Annotated in this window: 16 protein-coding genes and 2 tRNA genes; 12 read left to right on the top strand and 6 right to left on the bottom strand. The window is 60.3% G+C overall.

Annotated elements, in window-relative coordinates; translation table 11 throughout:
* Positions 1–78: 78 nt before the first annotated feature.
* From ACT7DV_RS00995 to ACT7DV_RS00975, 5 genes are all read left to right on the top strand, one after another.
* Positions 79–154 (top strand) — tRNA-Asn (locus tag ACT7DV_RS00995).
* A gap of 271 nt (positions 155–425) precedes the next feature.
* On the top strand, positions 426–1,265 hold the full coding sequence (locus ACT7DV_RS00990) for a phage holin family protein (protein ID WP_444660500.1): 840 nt from the start codon (positions 426–428) through the stop codon (positions 1,263–1,265).
* Between the two features lie 90 nt (positions 1,266–1,355).
* Positions 1,356–2,267 carry a DMT family transporter gene (locus tag ACT7DV_RS00985; protein ID WP_444660499.1) on the top strand — a complete coding sequence of 304 codons (912 nt, stop codon included), beginning with the start codon at positions 1,356–1,358 and terminating at the stop codon, positions 2,265–2,267.
* Between the two features lie 51 nt (positions 2,268–2,318).
* Positions 2,319–3,506, top strand: coding sequence for a glycosyltransferase (locus tag ACT7DV_RS00980; protein WP_444660498.1), 1,188 nt, complete (start codon positions 2,319–2,321; stop codon positions 3,504–3,506).
* A gap of 98 nt (positions 3,507–3,604) precedes the next feature.
* Positions 3,605–3,678, top strand: a tRNA-Ile gene (locus ACT7DV_RS00975).
* Positions 3,679–3,732: 54 nt separating this feature from the next.
* Here the strand turns inward: ACT7DV_RS00975 and ACT7DV_RS00970 are convergent.
* Both ACT7DV_RS00970 and ACT7DV_RS00965 read right to left on the bottom strand, forming a co-directional pair.
* Positions 3,733–4,044 (bottom strand): hypothetical protein, encoded by a 312-nt coding sequence (locus tag ACT7DV_RS00970; protein ID WP_444660497.1) that lies wholly within the window; start codon positions 4,042–4,044, stop codon positions 3,733–3,735.
* An 84-nt stretch (positions 4,045–4,128) separates the two neighbouring features.
* Positions 4,129–4,668, bottom strand: a complete 540-nt coding sequence (locus ACT7DV_RS00965) for a M23 family metallopeptidase (protein ID WP_444660496.1) — start codon at positions 4,666–4,668, stop codon at positions 4,129–4,131.
* 394 nt (positions 4,669–5,062) lie between these two features.
* On the opposite strand from ACT7DV_RS00965, the gene rpsB reads away from it, so the two are divergent.
* The 6 genes from rpsB to ACT7DV_RS00935 all read left to right on the top strand — a co-directional run bounded on the left by rpsB (position 5,063) and on the right by ACT7DV_RS00935 (position 10,430).
* Positions 5,063–5,887 (top strand): 30S ribosomal protein S2, encoded by an 825-nt coding sequence (gene rpsB, locus ACT7DV_RS00960; RefSeq protein ID WP_444660495.1) that lies wholly within the window; start codon positions 5,063–5,065, stop codon positions 5,885–5,887.
* Positions 5,888–6,032: 145 nt separating this feature from the next.
* Complete coding sequence (tsf, locus tag ACT7DV_RS00955; protein ID WP_444660494.1) at positions 6,033–6,869, top strand: translation elongation factor Ts; 837 nt, start codon at positions 6,033–6,035, stop codon at positions 6,867–6,869.
* Between the two features lie 204 nt (positions 6,870–7,073).
* Entirely contained in the window at positions 7,074–7,796 is a 723-nt protein-coding gene (gene pyrH, locus ACT7DV_RS00950) for a UMP kinase (RefSeq protein ID WP_444660493.1), read from the top strand.
* A 78-nt stretch (positions 7,797–7,874) separates the two neighbouring features.
* Entirely contained in the window at positions 7,875–8,432 is a 558-nt protein-coding gene (gene frr / locus ACT7DV_RS00945) for a ribosome recycling factor (protein ID WP_060701018.1), read from the top strand.
* Complete coding sequence (locus ACT7DV_RS00940) at positions 8,432–9,733, top strand: phosphatidate cytidylyltransferase (protein ID WP_444660492.1); 1,302 nt, start codon at positions 8,432–8,434, stop codon at positions 9,731–9,733. The genes frr and ACT7DV_RS00940 overlap by 1 nt, the downstream gene beginning before the upstream one ends.
* A gap of 64 nt (positions 9,734–9,797) precedes the next feature.
* Positions 9,798–10,430 carry a DivIVA domain-containing protein gene (locus ACT7DV_RS00935; protein WP_444664742.1) on the top strand — a complete coding sequence of 211 codons (633 nt, stop codon included), beginning with the start codon at positions 9,798–9,800 and terminating at the stop codon, positions 10,428–10,430.
* A gap of 98 nt (positions 10,431–10,528) precedes the next feature.
* Here ACT7DV_RS00935 and ACT7DV_RS00930 read toward each other — a convergent pair whose 3' ends face one another.
* Positions 10,529–11,032, bottom strand: a complete 504-nt coding sequence (locus ACT7DV_RS00930; protein ID WP_444660491.1) for a MarR family winged helix-turn-helix transcriptional regulator — start codon at positions 11,030–11,032, stop codon at positions 10,529–10,531.
* Positions 11,033–11,071: 39 nt separating this feature from the next.
* Between ACT7DV_RS00930 and ACT7DV_RS00925 the strand changes: the two genes are divergently transcribed.
* On the top strand, positions 11,072–11,998 hold the full coding sequence (locus ACT7DV_RS00925) for an EamA family transporter (RefSeq protein WP_444660490.1): 927 nt from the start codon (positions 11,072–11,074) through the stop codon (positions 11,996–11,998).
* Here ACT7DV_RS00925 and ACT7DV_RS00920 read toward each other — a convergent pair.
* The 3 genes from ACT7DV_RS00920 to ACT7DV_RS00910 are packed head-to-tail and all read right to left on the bottom strand — an operon-like array spanning position 11,955 to position 14,562.
* Positions 11,955–13,430, bottom strand: coding sequence for a sodium/solute symporter (locus ACT7DV_RS00920; RefSeq protein WP_444664740.1), 1,476 nt, complete (start codon positions 13,428–13,430; stop codon positions 11,955–11,957). The genes ACT7DV_RS00925 and ACT7DV_RS00920 overlap by 44 nt on opposite strands.
* Complete coding sequence (locus ACT7DV_RS00915) at positions 13,423–13,830, bottom strand: hypothetical protein (RefSeq protein ID WP_444660489.1); 408 nt, start codon at positions 13,828–13,830, stop codon at positions 13,423–13,425. Before ACT7DV_RS00915 ends, ACT7DV_RS00920 begins: the two co-directional genes overlap by 8 nt.
* Before the next feature lie 15 nt (positions 13,831–13,845).
* Positions 13,846–14,562 carry a LytR/AlgR family response regulator transcription factor gene (locus ACT7DV_RS00910; RefSeq protein WP_444660488.1) on the bottom strand — a complete coding sequence of 239 codons (717 nt, stop codon included), beginning with the start codon at positions 14,560–14,562 and terminating at the stop codon, positions 13,846–13,848.
* Positions 14,563–14,581 lie beyond the last annotated feature (19 nt).

Genomic DNA, 14,581 nt, shown 5'->3' with positions numbered 1-14,581 from the left:
TAATTCAGGCTCTGTGGTCCGGGGGCCTCTCGATTTGAAAACCTGACTTGGCCAGTGCTAAAGTATTACTCGTTGCATTCCTCCATAGCTCAATTGGCAGAGCATTCGACTGTTAATCGAAGGGTTACTGGTTCAAGTCCAGTTGGAGGAGCCAAGAAAAACTTCCCAGCTACTTAGGTAGCTGGGAAGTTTTTTGTTTTCCCCGCGTTGAGTGCGGCTGACGTATTTAAACTGAAATCTCGTCACAGGCTGGATCTCCTATAACCTCAGGTGATTAGACGATAGACTTTCGAATCGTTAACAGTTACACCCATAGCATGAGTTCGGGCTATGGGTTTTACGCCTGAAGACTGAGTCGATTGAGGTAGCCGGGGTGTTAGCGTGAGATACACCGGTTGCTGCGCGATCGAGAATATGGAGAAACCATGACTGAAGCTGAATCGACGCAAGCTGACGAAAGCCTGAAGTCGAGCGTCAAGAGTGCTAAGGCGCAGGTTGAAGGACTCAAGGAGCTTGTTCCGCAACAGCTCTCGGATGAAATCAAGCTCGCGACGACTGTGCTCAAGGGCAAGGGAATCAGCCTTGGCATGGCGGCAGCATTCGCTGGCGCTGCACTCGTCGTAGTTTCGCTTTTTGTCGTTGCCGTCGTAGTGACCTTGGTAAATGTTTTGGCTATCTGGCTGCCTGGATGGGCTGCGGCGTTGATCGTTGCTGGCTTCTTCCTGCTAGTTGCAGCCATTTTGGGCTTGGTTGGATACGCCAAGGTCAAGAAGGCGTTGCCGCTTAAGCCAGAAGCAGCAATTAGAGGTATTCGCCATGACTTGGGCGTGCTCAAGGATGGCAGCGAGTTCGACGTCAGCACGCTCGATGAACCGCTGAAGAAGAAGCCTGAAGAAGCTGAAGATAGCGCCAAGAAGAAGGAACCAAAGCCGCCGGCACCAAGTGCTGACGAACTGATCCTCCGGACCCGTCGTCGTCGCCGCCAGATTCAGGCACTGCGTGACAACCTTGGCGAGAGCGTTCAGGCGCCTCTGGCCAAAATCGATAAAGTACGCTCCTTTACGCAAAGCGCCGGAGACAAAGTTTCCGGTGCGGCCGCCAAGGCTCGTGGATTCGTCCGACCTGCGTCTTCGTCTTCCGAAGATCAATCGGAGGCTGACAGAGCCAATGGCCAACGCTTAGAACAGGCACGGCCGTACCTGGTGATGGCCGGTTCAACGCTGGCACTGGGTGCAGTTATTCGCGCTCTATTCAAGCGCTCCTGAGTTTTCGACTGACGGGGCAGCGCTACGGCGATTACTGGAACTGAGTTGCCCCCGTCATGTACGAAGAATTTAGGCTAGAAAGGCACTGACATGGTCTGGATCGCTATTGCAGCGGCACTATGCAGTGCCTTTTGTCTGGCCTTTGGCGCCCACTTCCAATCCATCGCGGTGCGCAATTCCGTTGATGGGCTGGAACTGACCCTCAAGAACGCTGGAAATCTCGCCACCAATAAAGGCTGGATGGGCGGACTGCTTCTGATGATTCTGGGCATGGCATTGAACGTCTTCGCCTTGGCCAGCGCGCCACTGACGGTGGTGCAGCCAATTGGTGCCATCGCCCTGGTCATTACGGCGATGGTCAATGCCAGGGAAACAGGCATTACGATGAATCGCCCAACGGTGATGGCGATCATCAGCTGCATGCTTGGTTCAGTCGGATTCGTCCTGCTGGCAGTGACCGCAACCAATAGCAATCATGCAGTCACCGAAGAGCAATCGCACCTGATCGAAATGATCCTCGCTGGGGTGGTGGCAATCGTGGGATTGGCCACGATCCTCTTCCACCGAAAGCTCGGCGCAATCTTCTTTATCGTGGGTGCAGGCGTGCTCTTTGGATTCGTCGCAGTCCTGGTGCGAACCATCGCCATCGCGGTTCTGGGAATTGGCAATAGCAGCTTCCTGCAGTTGCCATGGATCGCAGGTTTAGCCGTTGTCGTAGCAGGTCTGCTCGGTTCCTATTTTGTTCAAAAGGCCTACTCAAAGGGCCCTCCCGAATTGGTGATTGCGGGTTTGACCGTTATTGACCCGATCATTGGCATTGCTATTGGAGCCAGCATCCTCGGCGAATTGCGCCCCGATGTCCCAGTGCTTGTCACGGTGCTGATGCTCGTTGCCGCGGCTCTTGCCATTGTGGGTGTGGCTGCCTTGTCCCGCCACCACCCGGACGTTATCGAGCGGCGCAACCGGGCTGAAGCTGATAAACAACTGCCAGAGTCGAAATAGACTGAAGATCCAGACTTTTCATCAAACCCAAATTCTTGTGAACGACTAAGGATGCCCGTGGCCAAGGAAAAACCACTGACCATTGTCATTGCAGCTGACACCTATCCTCCGGATGTGAATGGCGCAGCGATGTTTTGCTACCGTCTCGCCACCGAGATGCATGCACGAGGTCACCGGGTACACGTGCTTGCGGTACGCGGAAACAAGGGCAAAACCTTCACGGAAATCCGTGACGAGGCCATCGTGCACCGGTTGGAATCCCATTCGGTGCCGACCCATGAGTATTTCCGTATCGCCTTCCCATGGGAAGTGAACAAGCAGATCGACAAGCTTCTTTCCGAGATCAAGCCGGATGTTATCCACGCGCAAAGCCACTACATGATCGGCCAGCGCGCCATCGGATGGGCTCGAAAAAACAAGGTTCGCTCGGTGGCGACCAATCACTTCATGCCGGAGAACCTTGATCCATTCCTGCCTTTCCCGCGCTGGTTCAAACGCATCGTGGCCCATAATTCCTGGAAGGACATGGGCAAGATTTTCGGCCGGGCCAATGCAGTCACCACTCCGACTCCCTTGGCCGCCAAAGCGATGCGCGAGCGGGCGAAGCTGATGAATGTTTTGCCGCTGTCCAACGGCATTGAAGTCGGCAATTATGAGCTGGCCCCCGGGGAGGAGATCATGAAGAATGATTTTCCAACGATCCTCTTCGCTGGGCGGCTAGCGGTTGAGAAGAATATTAACGAACTGATTGAGGCATTGCCTCTGATGCGCGAAGTGCCCAATGCAATCATCGAGATCGTTGGTGGTGGCGAGCAGCGGAGCATCCTTGAAAAGATCGCTGATGAGCTCAAGGTTCGCGACCGGGTGCGCTTTCTGGGGCATGTCAGTGATGAAGAGCTGCGCCAGGCTTACCTGCGCTGCGACGTTTTCTGCCAGCCAGGCACAGCTGAACTGCAGTCGCTGGTGACACTTGAAGCGCTCTCGGCTTCCAAGCCCGTTGTGTTGGCCAACGCGATGGCCCTGCCGCATCTCGTTGATGAAGGTGTCAACGGCTACATGTTCAAGCCAGGGGATCGGCAGGACCTGGCGGAGAAGCTGGACAAGGTCCTGTCCATGGATGATGCGCAGCGCATGAAGTTCGGCGAGGCCGGACACCGCAAGGTGCTGAACCACGCGCAAAAGAAAACCATGGACTCCTTCGAAGAGCTATATCGAGGCCAAGAAGTCTCAACGCACTGACGCGTGTGACCGGTTGCGGTGAGCCAAATCGGTGTTTGGGCTGGTGATGCCCTAGAATATTTCGAGTGTGGTTGTAGCTACGCGTTGCGAGCACATGTGGGGAGTTAGCTCAGTTGGTTAGAGCAGGGGACTCATAATCCCTTGGTCATGGGTTCAAGTCCCATACTCCCTACCGATGAAAGTCGCCCGGTAATTCGTGTCAACGAGTTGTCGGGCGATTTGCATTTCAGTCCCCGGGACTTTTGGGAAGGTGCTGGCCCTGGTGTGCAGAAAAATCAGGGCGGTCGTCTGGGGCCCTGCCCATAGCCATGTTCTCAAAAGCCGTGCTGGCATCGCGCAGCGGTTCGAAGCCTTCCCGAGGTTTGCCTGCGCGGCGTGCAACGATGAGCCTGCGGGTGAAGCCGGCTACCAGCGCCAGGCCGAAAAGTATCCAGGCAATCATCCCGAAATCGGGTTTGTCCCCGTGTTGCCGCAAGCCATAGATAACGCCAAGGAGCACGGCGATGGCGCACCCGGTGATGATCAGCGCTTTTTTCATGGCCCGCCCGACTCCTCCTCGCCTCTGCATGGATTCCTTCCATCGTACGGCGCTCGTCTTGGAAAACAACAGGAAAATTGCTGCCTATTGGTGCAGCGGCAACAGGATTGACGGTCGCATATCGCGGATGAGCAGGACCGGATCAATGTATTCGCCATTCAAGCGCACACCCCAATGGATGCATCGTGCCGAGCAGTGGGCTCCGGTGGCCACGGCGCCTACCTGCGCTCCGGCATCAACCCAATCGCCCACTTTGGCGATTGCTTGGACCGGTTCGAGGCTGGTTTTGAATCCGTTTCCATGATCGATAACCATCACGGGGCGATCCACCACAGTTGATGCGAAGGTGACTTGTCCTCGCTGTGGAGCAAAAACCTTATCGCCTTCACTTGCCGCCAGATCAACGCCACGATGTCCGGGCAGCCAATTTTCCGCTGGCTTATCGAAGGGTTCAGCGATCTTTGGCTCACCCGCTAACGGCCACCGCCAGCCGTTGGCTGTTGCTAGCGAAGCATGAGGCAGTGGCGGGAGTTGTTCTGGCAACGGGGCACCGCTGGCAGCGAGCGCGAAGCTGATGGCGAGCAACAGGAATTTTGCTTGTTTCAGTGCGGCTTGGGTTTTCATCTATTCAGCGTCCGGCGGCATCCACCGGGTGGATAAGAAGTCGAACCGAATTGTGGGTAATCCGATGGGCTCTAGATCACGGTTCTGCGTGCTGTGCGAAGCGCGGGGTGTAGTACACTTTAAACAGCAGTTTCCTGTCATAGGTGTGTCCAAAATTGGATGCAGCAGGCATGAGATTGACTTCGCGTATGAGGTTCCATGGCCAACTAGGGCTGTGGCCTGAGGCTCCAGTGGTCCGAGAGAATCGGTGGACCGAAGGCGAGATGCCAAGCATCTTCGGCTCTCATACTAGGGCGGATAACCACAATGGCTATCTGCATCAACCCGAACAAACAAGAGCAGTTACCGCGGGCGCACGTGTGCCCGGTCCGCCACTGCTGAAAGGAGTTGCGACATGCCAGTCGTAACCATGCGAGAGCTGCTTGACAGCGGCGTCCACTTCGGCCACCAGACCCGTCGCTGGAACCCAAAGATGAAGCGCTTCATCTTCACCGAGCGCAACGGCATCTACATCATCGACCTGCAGCAGTCGCTGTCGTTCATCGACCGCGCTTACGAGTTCGTGAAGCAGACTGTTGCCCACGGCGGCACCGTACTGTTCGTTGGTACCAAGAAGCAGGCTCAGGAATCCATCGCCGAGCAGGCTAACCGCGTTGGCCAGCCATACGTGAACCAGCGTTGGCTCGGCGGTATGCTGACCAACTTCCAGACCGTCTCCAAGCGCGTTCAGCGCATGAAGGAACTGGAAGAGATCAACTTCGAGGACGTTGCTGGCTCCGGCCACACCAAGAAGGAACTGCTGCTGCTCAAGCGCGAGCTGACCAAGCTGCAGAACAACCTCGGTGGTATCCGCAACCTGACCCGCACCCCTTCCGCTATCTGGATCGTTGACACCAAGAAGGAACACTTGGCTATCGACGAAGCCCAGAAGCTGGGCATCCCAGTTGTGGCCATCCTGGACACCAACTGCGATCCTGACGAAGTTACCTACCCAATCCCAGGCAACGACGACGCTATCCGCTCCGTCAACCTGCTGACCCGCGTTGTTGCTGACGCTGTGGCCGAAGGCCTCATCGCCAAGAACAACAAGGCTGCAGGCAAGACCGAGGGTGCCGCTGAGCCACTGGCTGAGTGGGAGCGCGAACTGCTTGAGGGCGAAAAGGCCAAGGCTGAGGCTCCTGCAGAAGAAGCTGCAACCGAGGCTGACGAAGCCAAGTAGTCACCTGCGTGACTCTAGGAGTTTGCCTCGGGACACTAGCGTGTTGATTGAGGCAAGCTCCGCCAAGTCTTGTGGGACGGGCCGGAGAACCGACCCGTCCCACAAGCAAATCAAACTTGAAACTCCTAGCTGAATGGGATTGCACGTGGCAAACTACACCGCTGCTGATATCAAGGCACTGCGCGAGCGCACTGGCGCCGGCATGATGGACGTTAAGAAGGCTCTGGACGAGGCAAACGGCGACGCCGAGAAGGCCATCGAGATCATTCGCGTCAAGGGCCTGAAAGGCGCTACCAAGCGCGAAGGCCGTTCGACCGCTGAAGGCCTGGTTGCTGCCAAGGTCGAAGGCAACGTCGGCGTCATGGTCGAGATCAACTGCGAGACCGACTTCGTCGCAAAGAACGAGAAGTTCATCGCTCTGGCTGCCAAGGTCCTGGATGCCGCTGTGGCTTCCGGCGCTGCAGATGCAGAAGCACTGCTGGCTTACGAGCTGGACGGCAAGACCATCGGCGACACCGTCATCGAAGAGGGCGCAATCCTCGGCGAGAAGATCGTTGTCCGCCGCGTTGCCCGCATCGAGGGTGCCAAGGTTGCCGCTTACCTGCACAAGACCAGCAAGGACCTGCCAGCCCAGGTTGGCGTTCTGATGGCTGTGGATGCAGACAGCGAAGCTGCTGCAACCGTTGCGCACGACGTTGCTGTGCACACCGCTGCAATGGCTCCAACCTACTTGTCCCGCGAAGAGGTTCCAGCAGATAAGGTCGCCGACGAGCGCCGTATCGCTGACGAAACCGCTCGCGCAGAGGGCAAGCCAGAAGCTGCCTTGACCAAGATCGTAGAAGGCCGCCTGACCGGCTTCTTCAAGGAGATCGTCCTGGTTGACCAGGCTTTCGCCAAGGACGCCAAGAAGTCCGTTGCCAAGGTCTTCGAAGAAGCTGGCACCAAGCCAGTTGCCTTCGCTCGCTTCCGCGTCGGCGCCTAAGCTTTTTAGCTTCAGGCACTGAATAACACGCACTAAGCGGCACGCGCTCAGAGGAATCTGAGTGCCCAGGATCAAAGGGAGGTGGGCACCGAGAAATAACTCGGTGGCTCGCCTCCCTTTTCTTGAGCCCGGATCACAAGATAACTTGGGAACCGGGACGTACTACCCCCAGCTTGATTCCGACCTCCAGGAGTAAGACAACTTATGCCAGCCATCCCAGAAACCAAACGTCGTCGCGTCCTGCTCAAGCTTTCCGGTGAGGTGTTCGGCGGTGGCAAGGTCGGCGTTGACCCGGACACCGTGCGTGGCGTTGCCCAGCAGATCGCCCAGACAGTAGGCGAAGTAGAAGTAGCCATCGTTGTTGGCGGCGGCAACTTCTTCCGCGGCGCCGAGCTGTCAGCAGCTGGAATGGACCGCTCCCGCGCAGACTACATGGGCATGCTCGGCACGGTCATGAACTGCCTGGCCTTGCAGGACTTCCTGGAGCAGTGCGGCGTTGAAACCCGCGTGCAGTCGGCTATCGCCATGGCTCAGGTTGCCGAGAACTACATTCCGCGCCGGGCCATCCGCCACATGGAGAAGGACCGCGTCGTCATCTTCGGCGCAGGCGCAGGCTTGCCATACTTCTCCACCGACACCGTCGCCGCTCAGCGTGCGCTGGAAGTGGACGCCGACGAGGTGCTGATGGCCAAATCGGGTGTTGACGGCGTATACACCGCCGACCCGAAGACCGATCCAACCGCCACCAAGCTGGACACCCTGACCTACAACGAGGCCCTGCTGAAGAACATCCGCGTGATGGACCAGACCGCCATGACCATGTGCCAGGACAACAAACTGGACATGCTCGTCTTCGGCATGGAAGGCGAAGGAAACGTCGCAGCGGCTATTCGCGGCGAGCGGATCGGCACCACCGTCACCGTTTAATCGGTGATCGTGGCCTAGGATTGAAGTAGATTTAATTTCCCGTTGCGGAAGCACAGATGAAGTACTTGAGGAGTACCGGTGATTGAGGAAACGCTGGCGGAAACCGCCGAAAAGATGGAACGCACCATTGACGCCGCCAAGGAGGACTTCGCGACGATTCGTACCGGTCGCGCCCACCCAGGCATGTACTCGAAGGTCATGGTCGACTACTACGGTTCGCCAACCCCGCTGCAGCAGCTGGCATCCTTCGCTGTTCCCGAAGCACGCACCATCACCATCACCCCATTTGACGTCACCGCCATGCGTGAAATCGAAAAGGCGCTGGGCGATCCCGAGGTTGGCGCCAACCCATCCTCCGACGGCAAGATGATCCGCGTGACCCTTCCGGTCTTGACCGAGGAACGCCGCAAGGAATACGTCAAGCTGGCCAAGGCCAAGGGCGAGGACGCTCGAGTTGCGCTGCGCAACCACCGTCGCAAGGCCAAGGACGCCATCGACAAGCTGGTCAAGGATGGCGAAATCGGCGAAGACGAAGGCACCCGTGCAGAAAAGGACCTCGACGCGCTGACCAAGAAGCACGTTGATTCAGTCGACGAGATCGTGAAGAAAAAAGAAGCCGAGCTGCTGGACGTCTAATGCCAGGCTCGACAGAGAACACTGAGGGCAACGCTTCGGCGGTGCCCTCAGTGGCATCCGGTAATCCCCAGCCGATGACTCGGCGTGAGGCTCGCGCACTGCGTGAAGCCGAGGCCAAGGCCTCAAAGCGCGCCGGCAAGACCCGTCGCGATGCCAGCCAGGAGCCAGCCACGACCGGCGGCAACGAGCCTGCATCGGATTCGGCAGGAGCATCGAAGCCCGGCGTTGCCAAGCTCCAGCCCGCCGCCGGCACGGCGCATGAGGCCGAGGACAAGGCTCATGCCGCCCATGCCAAGCGGCGCGCCAGAATAGTTTTCGAAGCCGACACGGTGCGCCCGAAACCGGCGGACGAACAGGAGACACCGGCCCAGCCGGCGCCGCCGCACAGCGATTCCGAGGACCTGGCTGAAACCGGCGAGCCGGATGCGCAGGAAGCAGCGATCCCGCCCGAGCTTTTGGTCGGCAACCCGGAGCCAAAGGCCTCGCGCGCAGGACGCAACCTGCCGGCAGCTATCGGCGTGGGTGTGGTGCTGCTCGGTGTGGTGCTCGCGGGATTGTTCCTTTACGAGCCGCTGCTGGTCTTTGCGGTTGTTGCGCTCAGCGGCATCGGCTGCTGGGAAGTTGCCCGGGCCACGACCCACGCCAAAACCGCGGTTCCCCAGGTGCCGTTGTACCTTGCCTCGCTGCTGCTTCCGGTCAGCGCCGTGCTCGGTGATGTCGAGGCCCTGGGCTTCAGCTTTGTGGCCTGCATCCTCGTAGCCCTGCTCTTCAGGCTCATGGAGGGGCTCAAGGGCGCGGTTGCCTCGGTGATGAGCAGCGTCTTCATCATCAGCTGGATCCCGTTGCTCTTGTCCTTCGCGCTGCTGATGCTCGAAGGGGAGAACGGCCAGTGGCTGATTGCCACCGTCCTGTTGCTGGCAGTGGCCAACGATACCTTCGGGTACATCGTGGGAGTGCTGATCGGCAAGCACCCCATGGCGCCAAAGATCTCGCCCAAGAAGTCCTGGGAGGGCTTTGTCGGATCGATGGCCGGTTCCATGGCTATCGGCGCATGCGCCATGGTGTTCTGGCTCGACATGCCTTGGTGGACCGGTGTCATCCTGGCCTTGTTCACCACCATTGCGGCCACCACCGGTGACTTCGCGGAGTCGATGGTTAAGCGTGAACTGGGCATCAAGGACATGAGCAACCTGCTCCCGGGCCACGGTGGAATCATGGATCGATTGGATTCGGTGCTCTTCGTGATCCCCCTGGGATACCTGATTTCGCACCTGCTGGCCTGGAGTGTCGCGGTCTTGTGATCCGCCCACGGCATCGCCGCTGGTGTGGCCATTGAGCCAAGTGGGGCTCGAGCAAATAGAATGGATGGGGTGCCGCCGTCGGGCGGCACGCCACAGACATCTCTCTAGAGAAAAAGGAACTGTCGTGTCGCAGCAGCAAGATGCTCCGTTTTCCCGCGTACCGGATTCGGAATTCGGCTACAACGCAAAGCAGGTCGATGCGTTCCTCAGCCGGGCCCGGGCAACCTTTAACGACGGCGGAAACGACGACAGCGTGGTCACCAGCCACCTGATCCGCCGAACGACCTTCGCCCCGCAGAAGGGCGGCTACCAGGCCCGCGAAGTTGACGGTGCGCTGGATCGGCTTGAGGATGTTTTCGCCAAGCGGGAACGCGATGACCTCATTTCCCACCAGGGCGAGGAAGTCTGGCTGCAGCAGGTCGGGCGCCTGGCCGCTATTCTGCGTGGCCGACTGCACCGTGCCCAGGGCGAGCGCTTCCGCCGCCCGTCGCGCACCAATGCCTCAAGCTACAACGTTGAAGATGTTGATCGGCTCTGCGACCAGCTCATCGACTACTTCGAAAATGATGTGCCGATGGCCGTGGATGCTGTGCGCCGCGTCGAATTCCGCTCGGCCCAGGGTACCGATGGATACGAAGAGTCCCAGGTCGACGCCTTCCTCGATCGCGTGGTCGAGCTGATGGCTTCCATCGACTAGCGTGCCGCAAGGTTCGCTGGATTCTAGCCGCGAGGGCGGGCAGGAAATATTTCCTGCCCGCCCTTTCTGCGTGTGCCGCAGGCGCAACACCTTGCCGGTCAGCCTTGCGGCGGCTCGTAGTGCCTCAGCCAGCTCTTCAGGGCGCCTTCGAGCGCGGATTGCTCCGCGGCCGAAAGCTGGGCGATCAGGCGGGCCTCATTGGCCAGGTGGTCCGTCATGACCTCATCAATCTTCTTCTTGCCCTCGGGACTTAGCGAGATGCGCCGCCGGCGCTGATCGCCATCCTCGCTGTGGCGCGAGACGTAGCCGGCCGAAACCAGCCGATCCAGCCGCTTGGTAGTGGCTCCAGAAGTGACCATGGTCTGGGCGGCCAGTTCGCCAGGTGCCAGCGAATAGGGCGCTCCGCTGCGGCGCAGGGTCGCCAGGACATCGAACTCGGCCTCGGTCAGCCCGTGCTCGGCGTACACGGCGCAGACTTCTTCCCGCAGGAAAAGTGCTAGCCGATGCAGCCTTCCGATGATTCCCTGGGGCCGTGGATCCAGATCGGGGCGCTCGGCGGCCCACTGCTGCTGGATGCGTGCGACGTGGTCTAAATGCTCCATGACTTTATTATAGTTTCCACGGAAGCTAATATAGTTTCCATGGAAACTAATTTCATGCCCGGGCGCGCTCATGGCCTCCCGCTGGGCAGGGTGGCCCTCACCGCCATTGCCCCCGTCGCATGGGGATCAACCTACTACGTCACCCGGGAGTATCTGCCTGGCGATGCGGCACTATGGGGCGGGGTTTTCCGGGCGCTGCCGGCGGGTCTCATCTTGCTGCTGATCTGCCGCAGGCTTCCGCGAGGCAGCTGGTGGTGGAAATCCCTGGTGCTTGGCACCTTGAACATCGGCGCCTTCTTCGCATTGGTCTACGCGGTGGCGCAGCTGCTGCCCTCCAGCATTGCGTCGACCACCATGGCCATTTCCGCGGGGGTGCTGATGCTCCTGGCCTGGCCGCTGCTGGGGGAGCGGCCGAAACGCTGGCCGCTGATCGGAGCAGCATTGGGCTTTTTGGGCGTGGCCATCATGGTCTTCGACGGGCAAAGCCGGATCAGCATGCTCGGAATTCTCTTGTCGCTCACCGCCATGGGCATCTCGAGCCTGGGCTTCATCCTGGCCAAAAAATGGTCCAGCGGGCAGCCGATCGTGGATACCACTGCCTGGCAGCTGGTCGCTGGCGGGCTGCTGCTCCTGCCCTTCGCTTGGCTGATCCAGGGACCGCCGCCGGCCCTGGACAGCCAGGCGGTGCTGGGATTCGGCTACCTGAGCGTCATAGCCACGGCGATAGCGTTCCTGGCCTGGTTCAGCGGCCTGCGGCATCTGCCTTCGGGCACGGTGGGGCTGCTGGGGCTGCTGAACCCGGTGGCCGGGGTGATCCTGGGAACCTTGCTGGCCGCCGAGAGCCTTGGCATCCAAAGCCTGGGCGGCATGGCCCTGGTGCTCTGCGGGCTGCTGCTGGGGCTGCTGGCCAATCGGGCCCAGCCTAGAACTTCGCCTCGCGATCGGGTACATGCAGCAACGCCATAACCCGGTCCACGTTGCCTGGAACCGCCCTTTGGGTGCCGCGCGAGACCGCGACCATCACGACAAAGGCCAGCGGCACGCTCCACGCGGCTGGCTGGCGCAAGAGGTGGATCCACCAGAGATCCATCGCGGGCAGGAAGATCCCGATCGCCAGGGACGTGCCGCAGCTGATCGCCCCCACCAGCAGGCCCGCGATGGCGCCCCGGGCGGTGAGCGAACGCCACCATATCCCCAGCAACAGCAGCGGGCAGATCGTTGAGGCGGTGAAGGCGAAAACATTGCCGATGGCCCCGGCCAGGGCCAGCGAGCTGGTGAGCACCGCGATCAGCACTGGCAGGGCGGTGGCCAGCACCGTCGAGATCCGGAATCCGCGCACCGTTCCAGAGAAGAACTCCTGGGAGATCGCACCGGCCAGCGATACCACCAGGCCCGAGGTGGTGGACAGGAACGCGGCAAAGGCGCCGCCGACCACGATGGCGGTCAGCGCATCAGCGAGGAAGCCGTCAAAAAGCCGGGCCGGCAATAGCAAGATGGTGGCATCGGTTTCATTGCTGGCACCGAGCTCCGGGGTATACAAAATCCCCAGAACGCCCAAGGTGGTGGGCAAAAGGTAGAACACGGAGAGCAGGCAGAGCACGATCACCGTGGTGGTCCGCGCGGTCTGGCCGGTGGGGTTGGTGTAGAAGCGCACCAGCACATGGGGCAGGCCCAAGGTGCCGAAGAGCAGCGCGAGGATAATCGACACGGTCTCGTACAGGTTCATGGTCGCAACCGATTCCAGCTGCGCGAAGAGGTTCTGGGCGCGTTCGCCGGCGGGCTGCTCGGGGATGGCGCGCACCAAGAGGAAAATCGTTGGCACCACCAGGGCGGCGAGCTTGAACCAGTATTGGAAGGCCTGGACAAAGGTCACCGAACGCATTCCGCCCGAAAGCACCGTGACGCAGACGACCGCTGCCACCACGACCGGACCGACCCAGCTGGGAAGACCGGTGGCGATGGACAAGGTGAGCGCGGCCCCGTGCATCTGCGGGACGATGTACAACCAGCAGATCACCACCACGAGATAGGTGGTCAGCTTGCGCAGCACCGGAGAATTCTCGAAGCGTATCTGCGCAAAATCCGGGATCGTGTAGGCGCGCGAGCGGCGCAAGGGCGCGGCCACGAAGAGCAGCAGCATCAGGTAGCCGGCGGTGTAGCCGATCGGGAACCACAAGCCGGATTGCCCCGACAGCACGATGAGCCCGGCCACACCGAGGAAGGAGGCCGCGGAGAGGTATTCGCCGCCAATGGCCGAGGCATTCCACCACGGGCGCACGGTGCGCGAAGCCACGTAGAAGTCGGAGGTGGTGCGCGAGATGCGCAATCCATGAAAGGCGATCAGCATGGTGGCCAGGCAGACCGCAACAAGCGCGGAAACAGAAAGCAGGCTATCCACGGCTGATGCTCCGGTAGCGTTGCTCATTGCGTGCCGCGGCCCGGTTGTACAGCATGCCGGCGACAATGATCAGCGGGTACATGCCCACCCCCAAAACCCACCATGGCAGCGGAATGCCGAACAGCTGGATATTCGAGACCACCGGCCAGAGCACCAGCAGCGAGCAGATGCCCACCAGCAGGGCCAAAAGCCCGGCGGCCACCGCACAGGCCAGGCGCAGCTGGGAACGGATCAGCTGGCGGACGTAGAACTCTTCGGCGGTATGCTCGGGGCGCTGGTTCGGGGGCGCCAGCGACGCGTCCTGGGGCGCTTGCACGCGCACGCGTTGCGGACGCTGCTGGGCAAAACGCCCGGGAGGCTCTGGAGGCTGGCGCTGCTGGCCGGCATCGGGTAACTGCACTTCAGGCCCGGGTTCCTACAGCGGGCGAACGCGATTGGCGGCCAGGCGCTCGCGCAGGTAGGGCAGGGCGCGCCGGGAAATTGGCAGCTCCGCTCCGTGGACGACCACGGCAGCCTTGCCGGTCTGCAGGCGGACCGTTTCGATTTTGTCCATGCACACCAAATAGGAGCGGTGGATGCGGACAAAGCCGGATTCTCCCCACTGCTGTTCCAGGTCGTTGAGCGGTACGCGGATCAGGTAGCTCGAATCCTGGGTGTGCAGCCGGGCGTAGTCGCCCTGGGCCTGCACGTAGGCGATATCGCTGAGCGGGATCAGCTTGGTGATGCCGCCCTGGTCAACGGTGATCATTTCCGGCTTGGCGGGGGTTTCCTCCACCAGTTCGCAGATGCGGCGCACGGATTCGGCCAGGCGCTGGGGGCGAATGGGCTTGAGCACGTAGTCGATGGCGGCCAGCTCGAAAGCCTGCAGGGCCTGGTCCTCGTCGGCGGTGACAAAAACAATCAGCGGCGGATGGGTGAAGCGGGAAATGACCCGGGCGATGTCCAGGCCGGAGAGCGCCGGCATGTGGATGTCGAGGAACAGCGCATCAACATCATTTTCTTCCAGCGCCTTCAGGGCCGCGGCCCCGGAGGTGGCCCGGTGGATTTTGCCAATCCGCGAATCTTGGCTCAGCAGAAAGGAGATCTCTTCTACTGCAGGGAGTTCATCATCGGCCACCACCACATTGATCATGCAAAAATTCTACCGTTTC

It is taken from the genome of Glutamicibacter sp. TV12E (assembly GCF_052441935.1).
GTDB lineage: Bacteria > Actinomycetota > Actinomycetes > Actinomycetales > Micrococcaceae > Glutamicibacter.
This window is presented reverse-complemented; position numbering and strand designations above follow the sequence as displayed.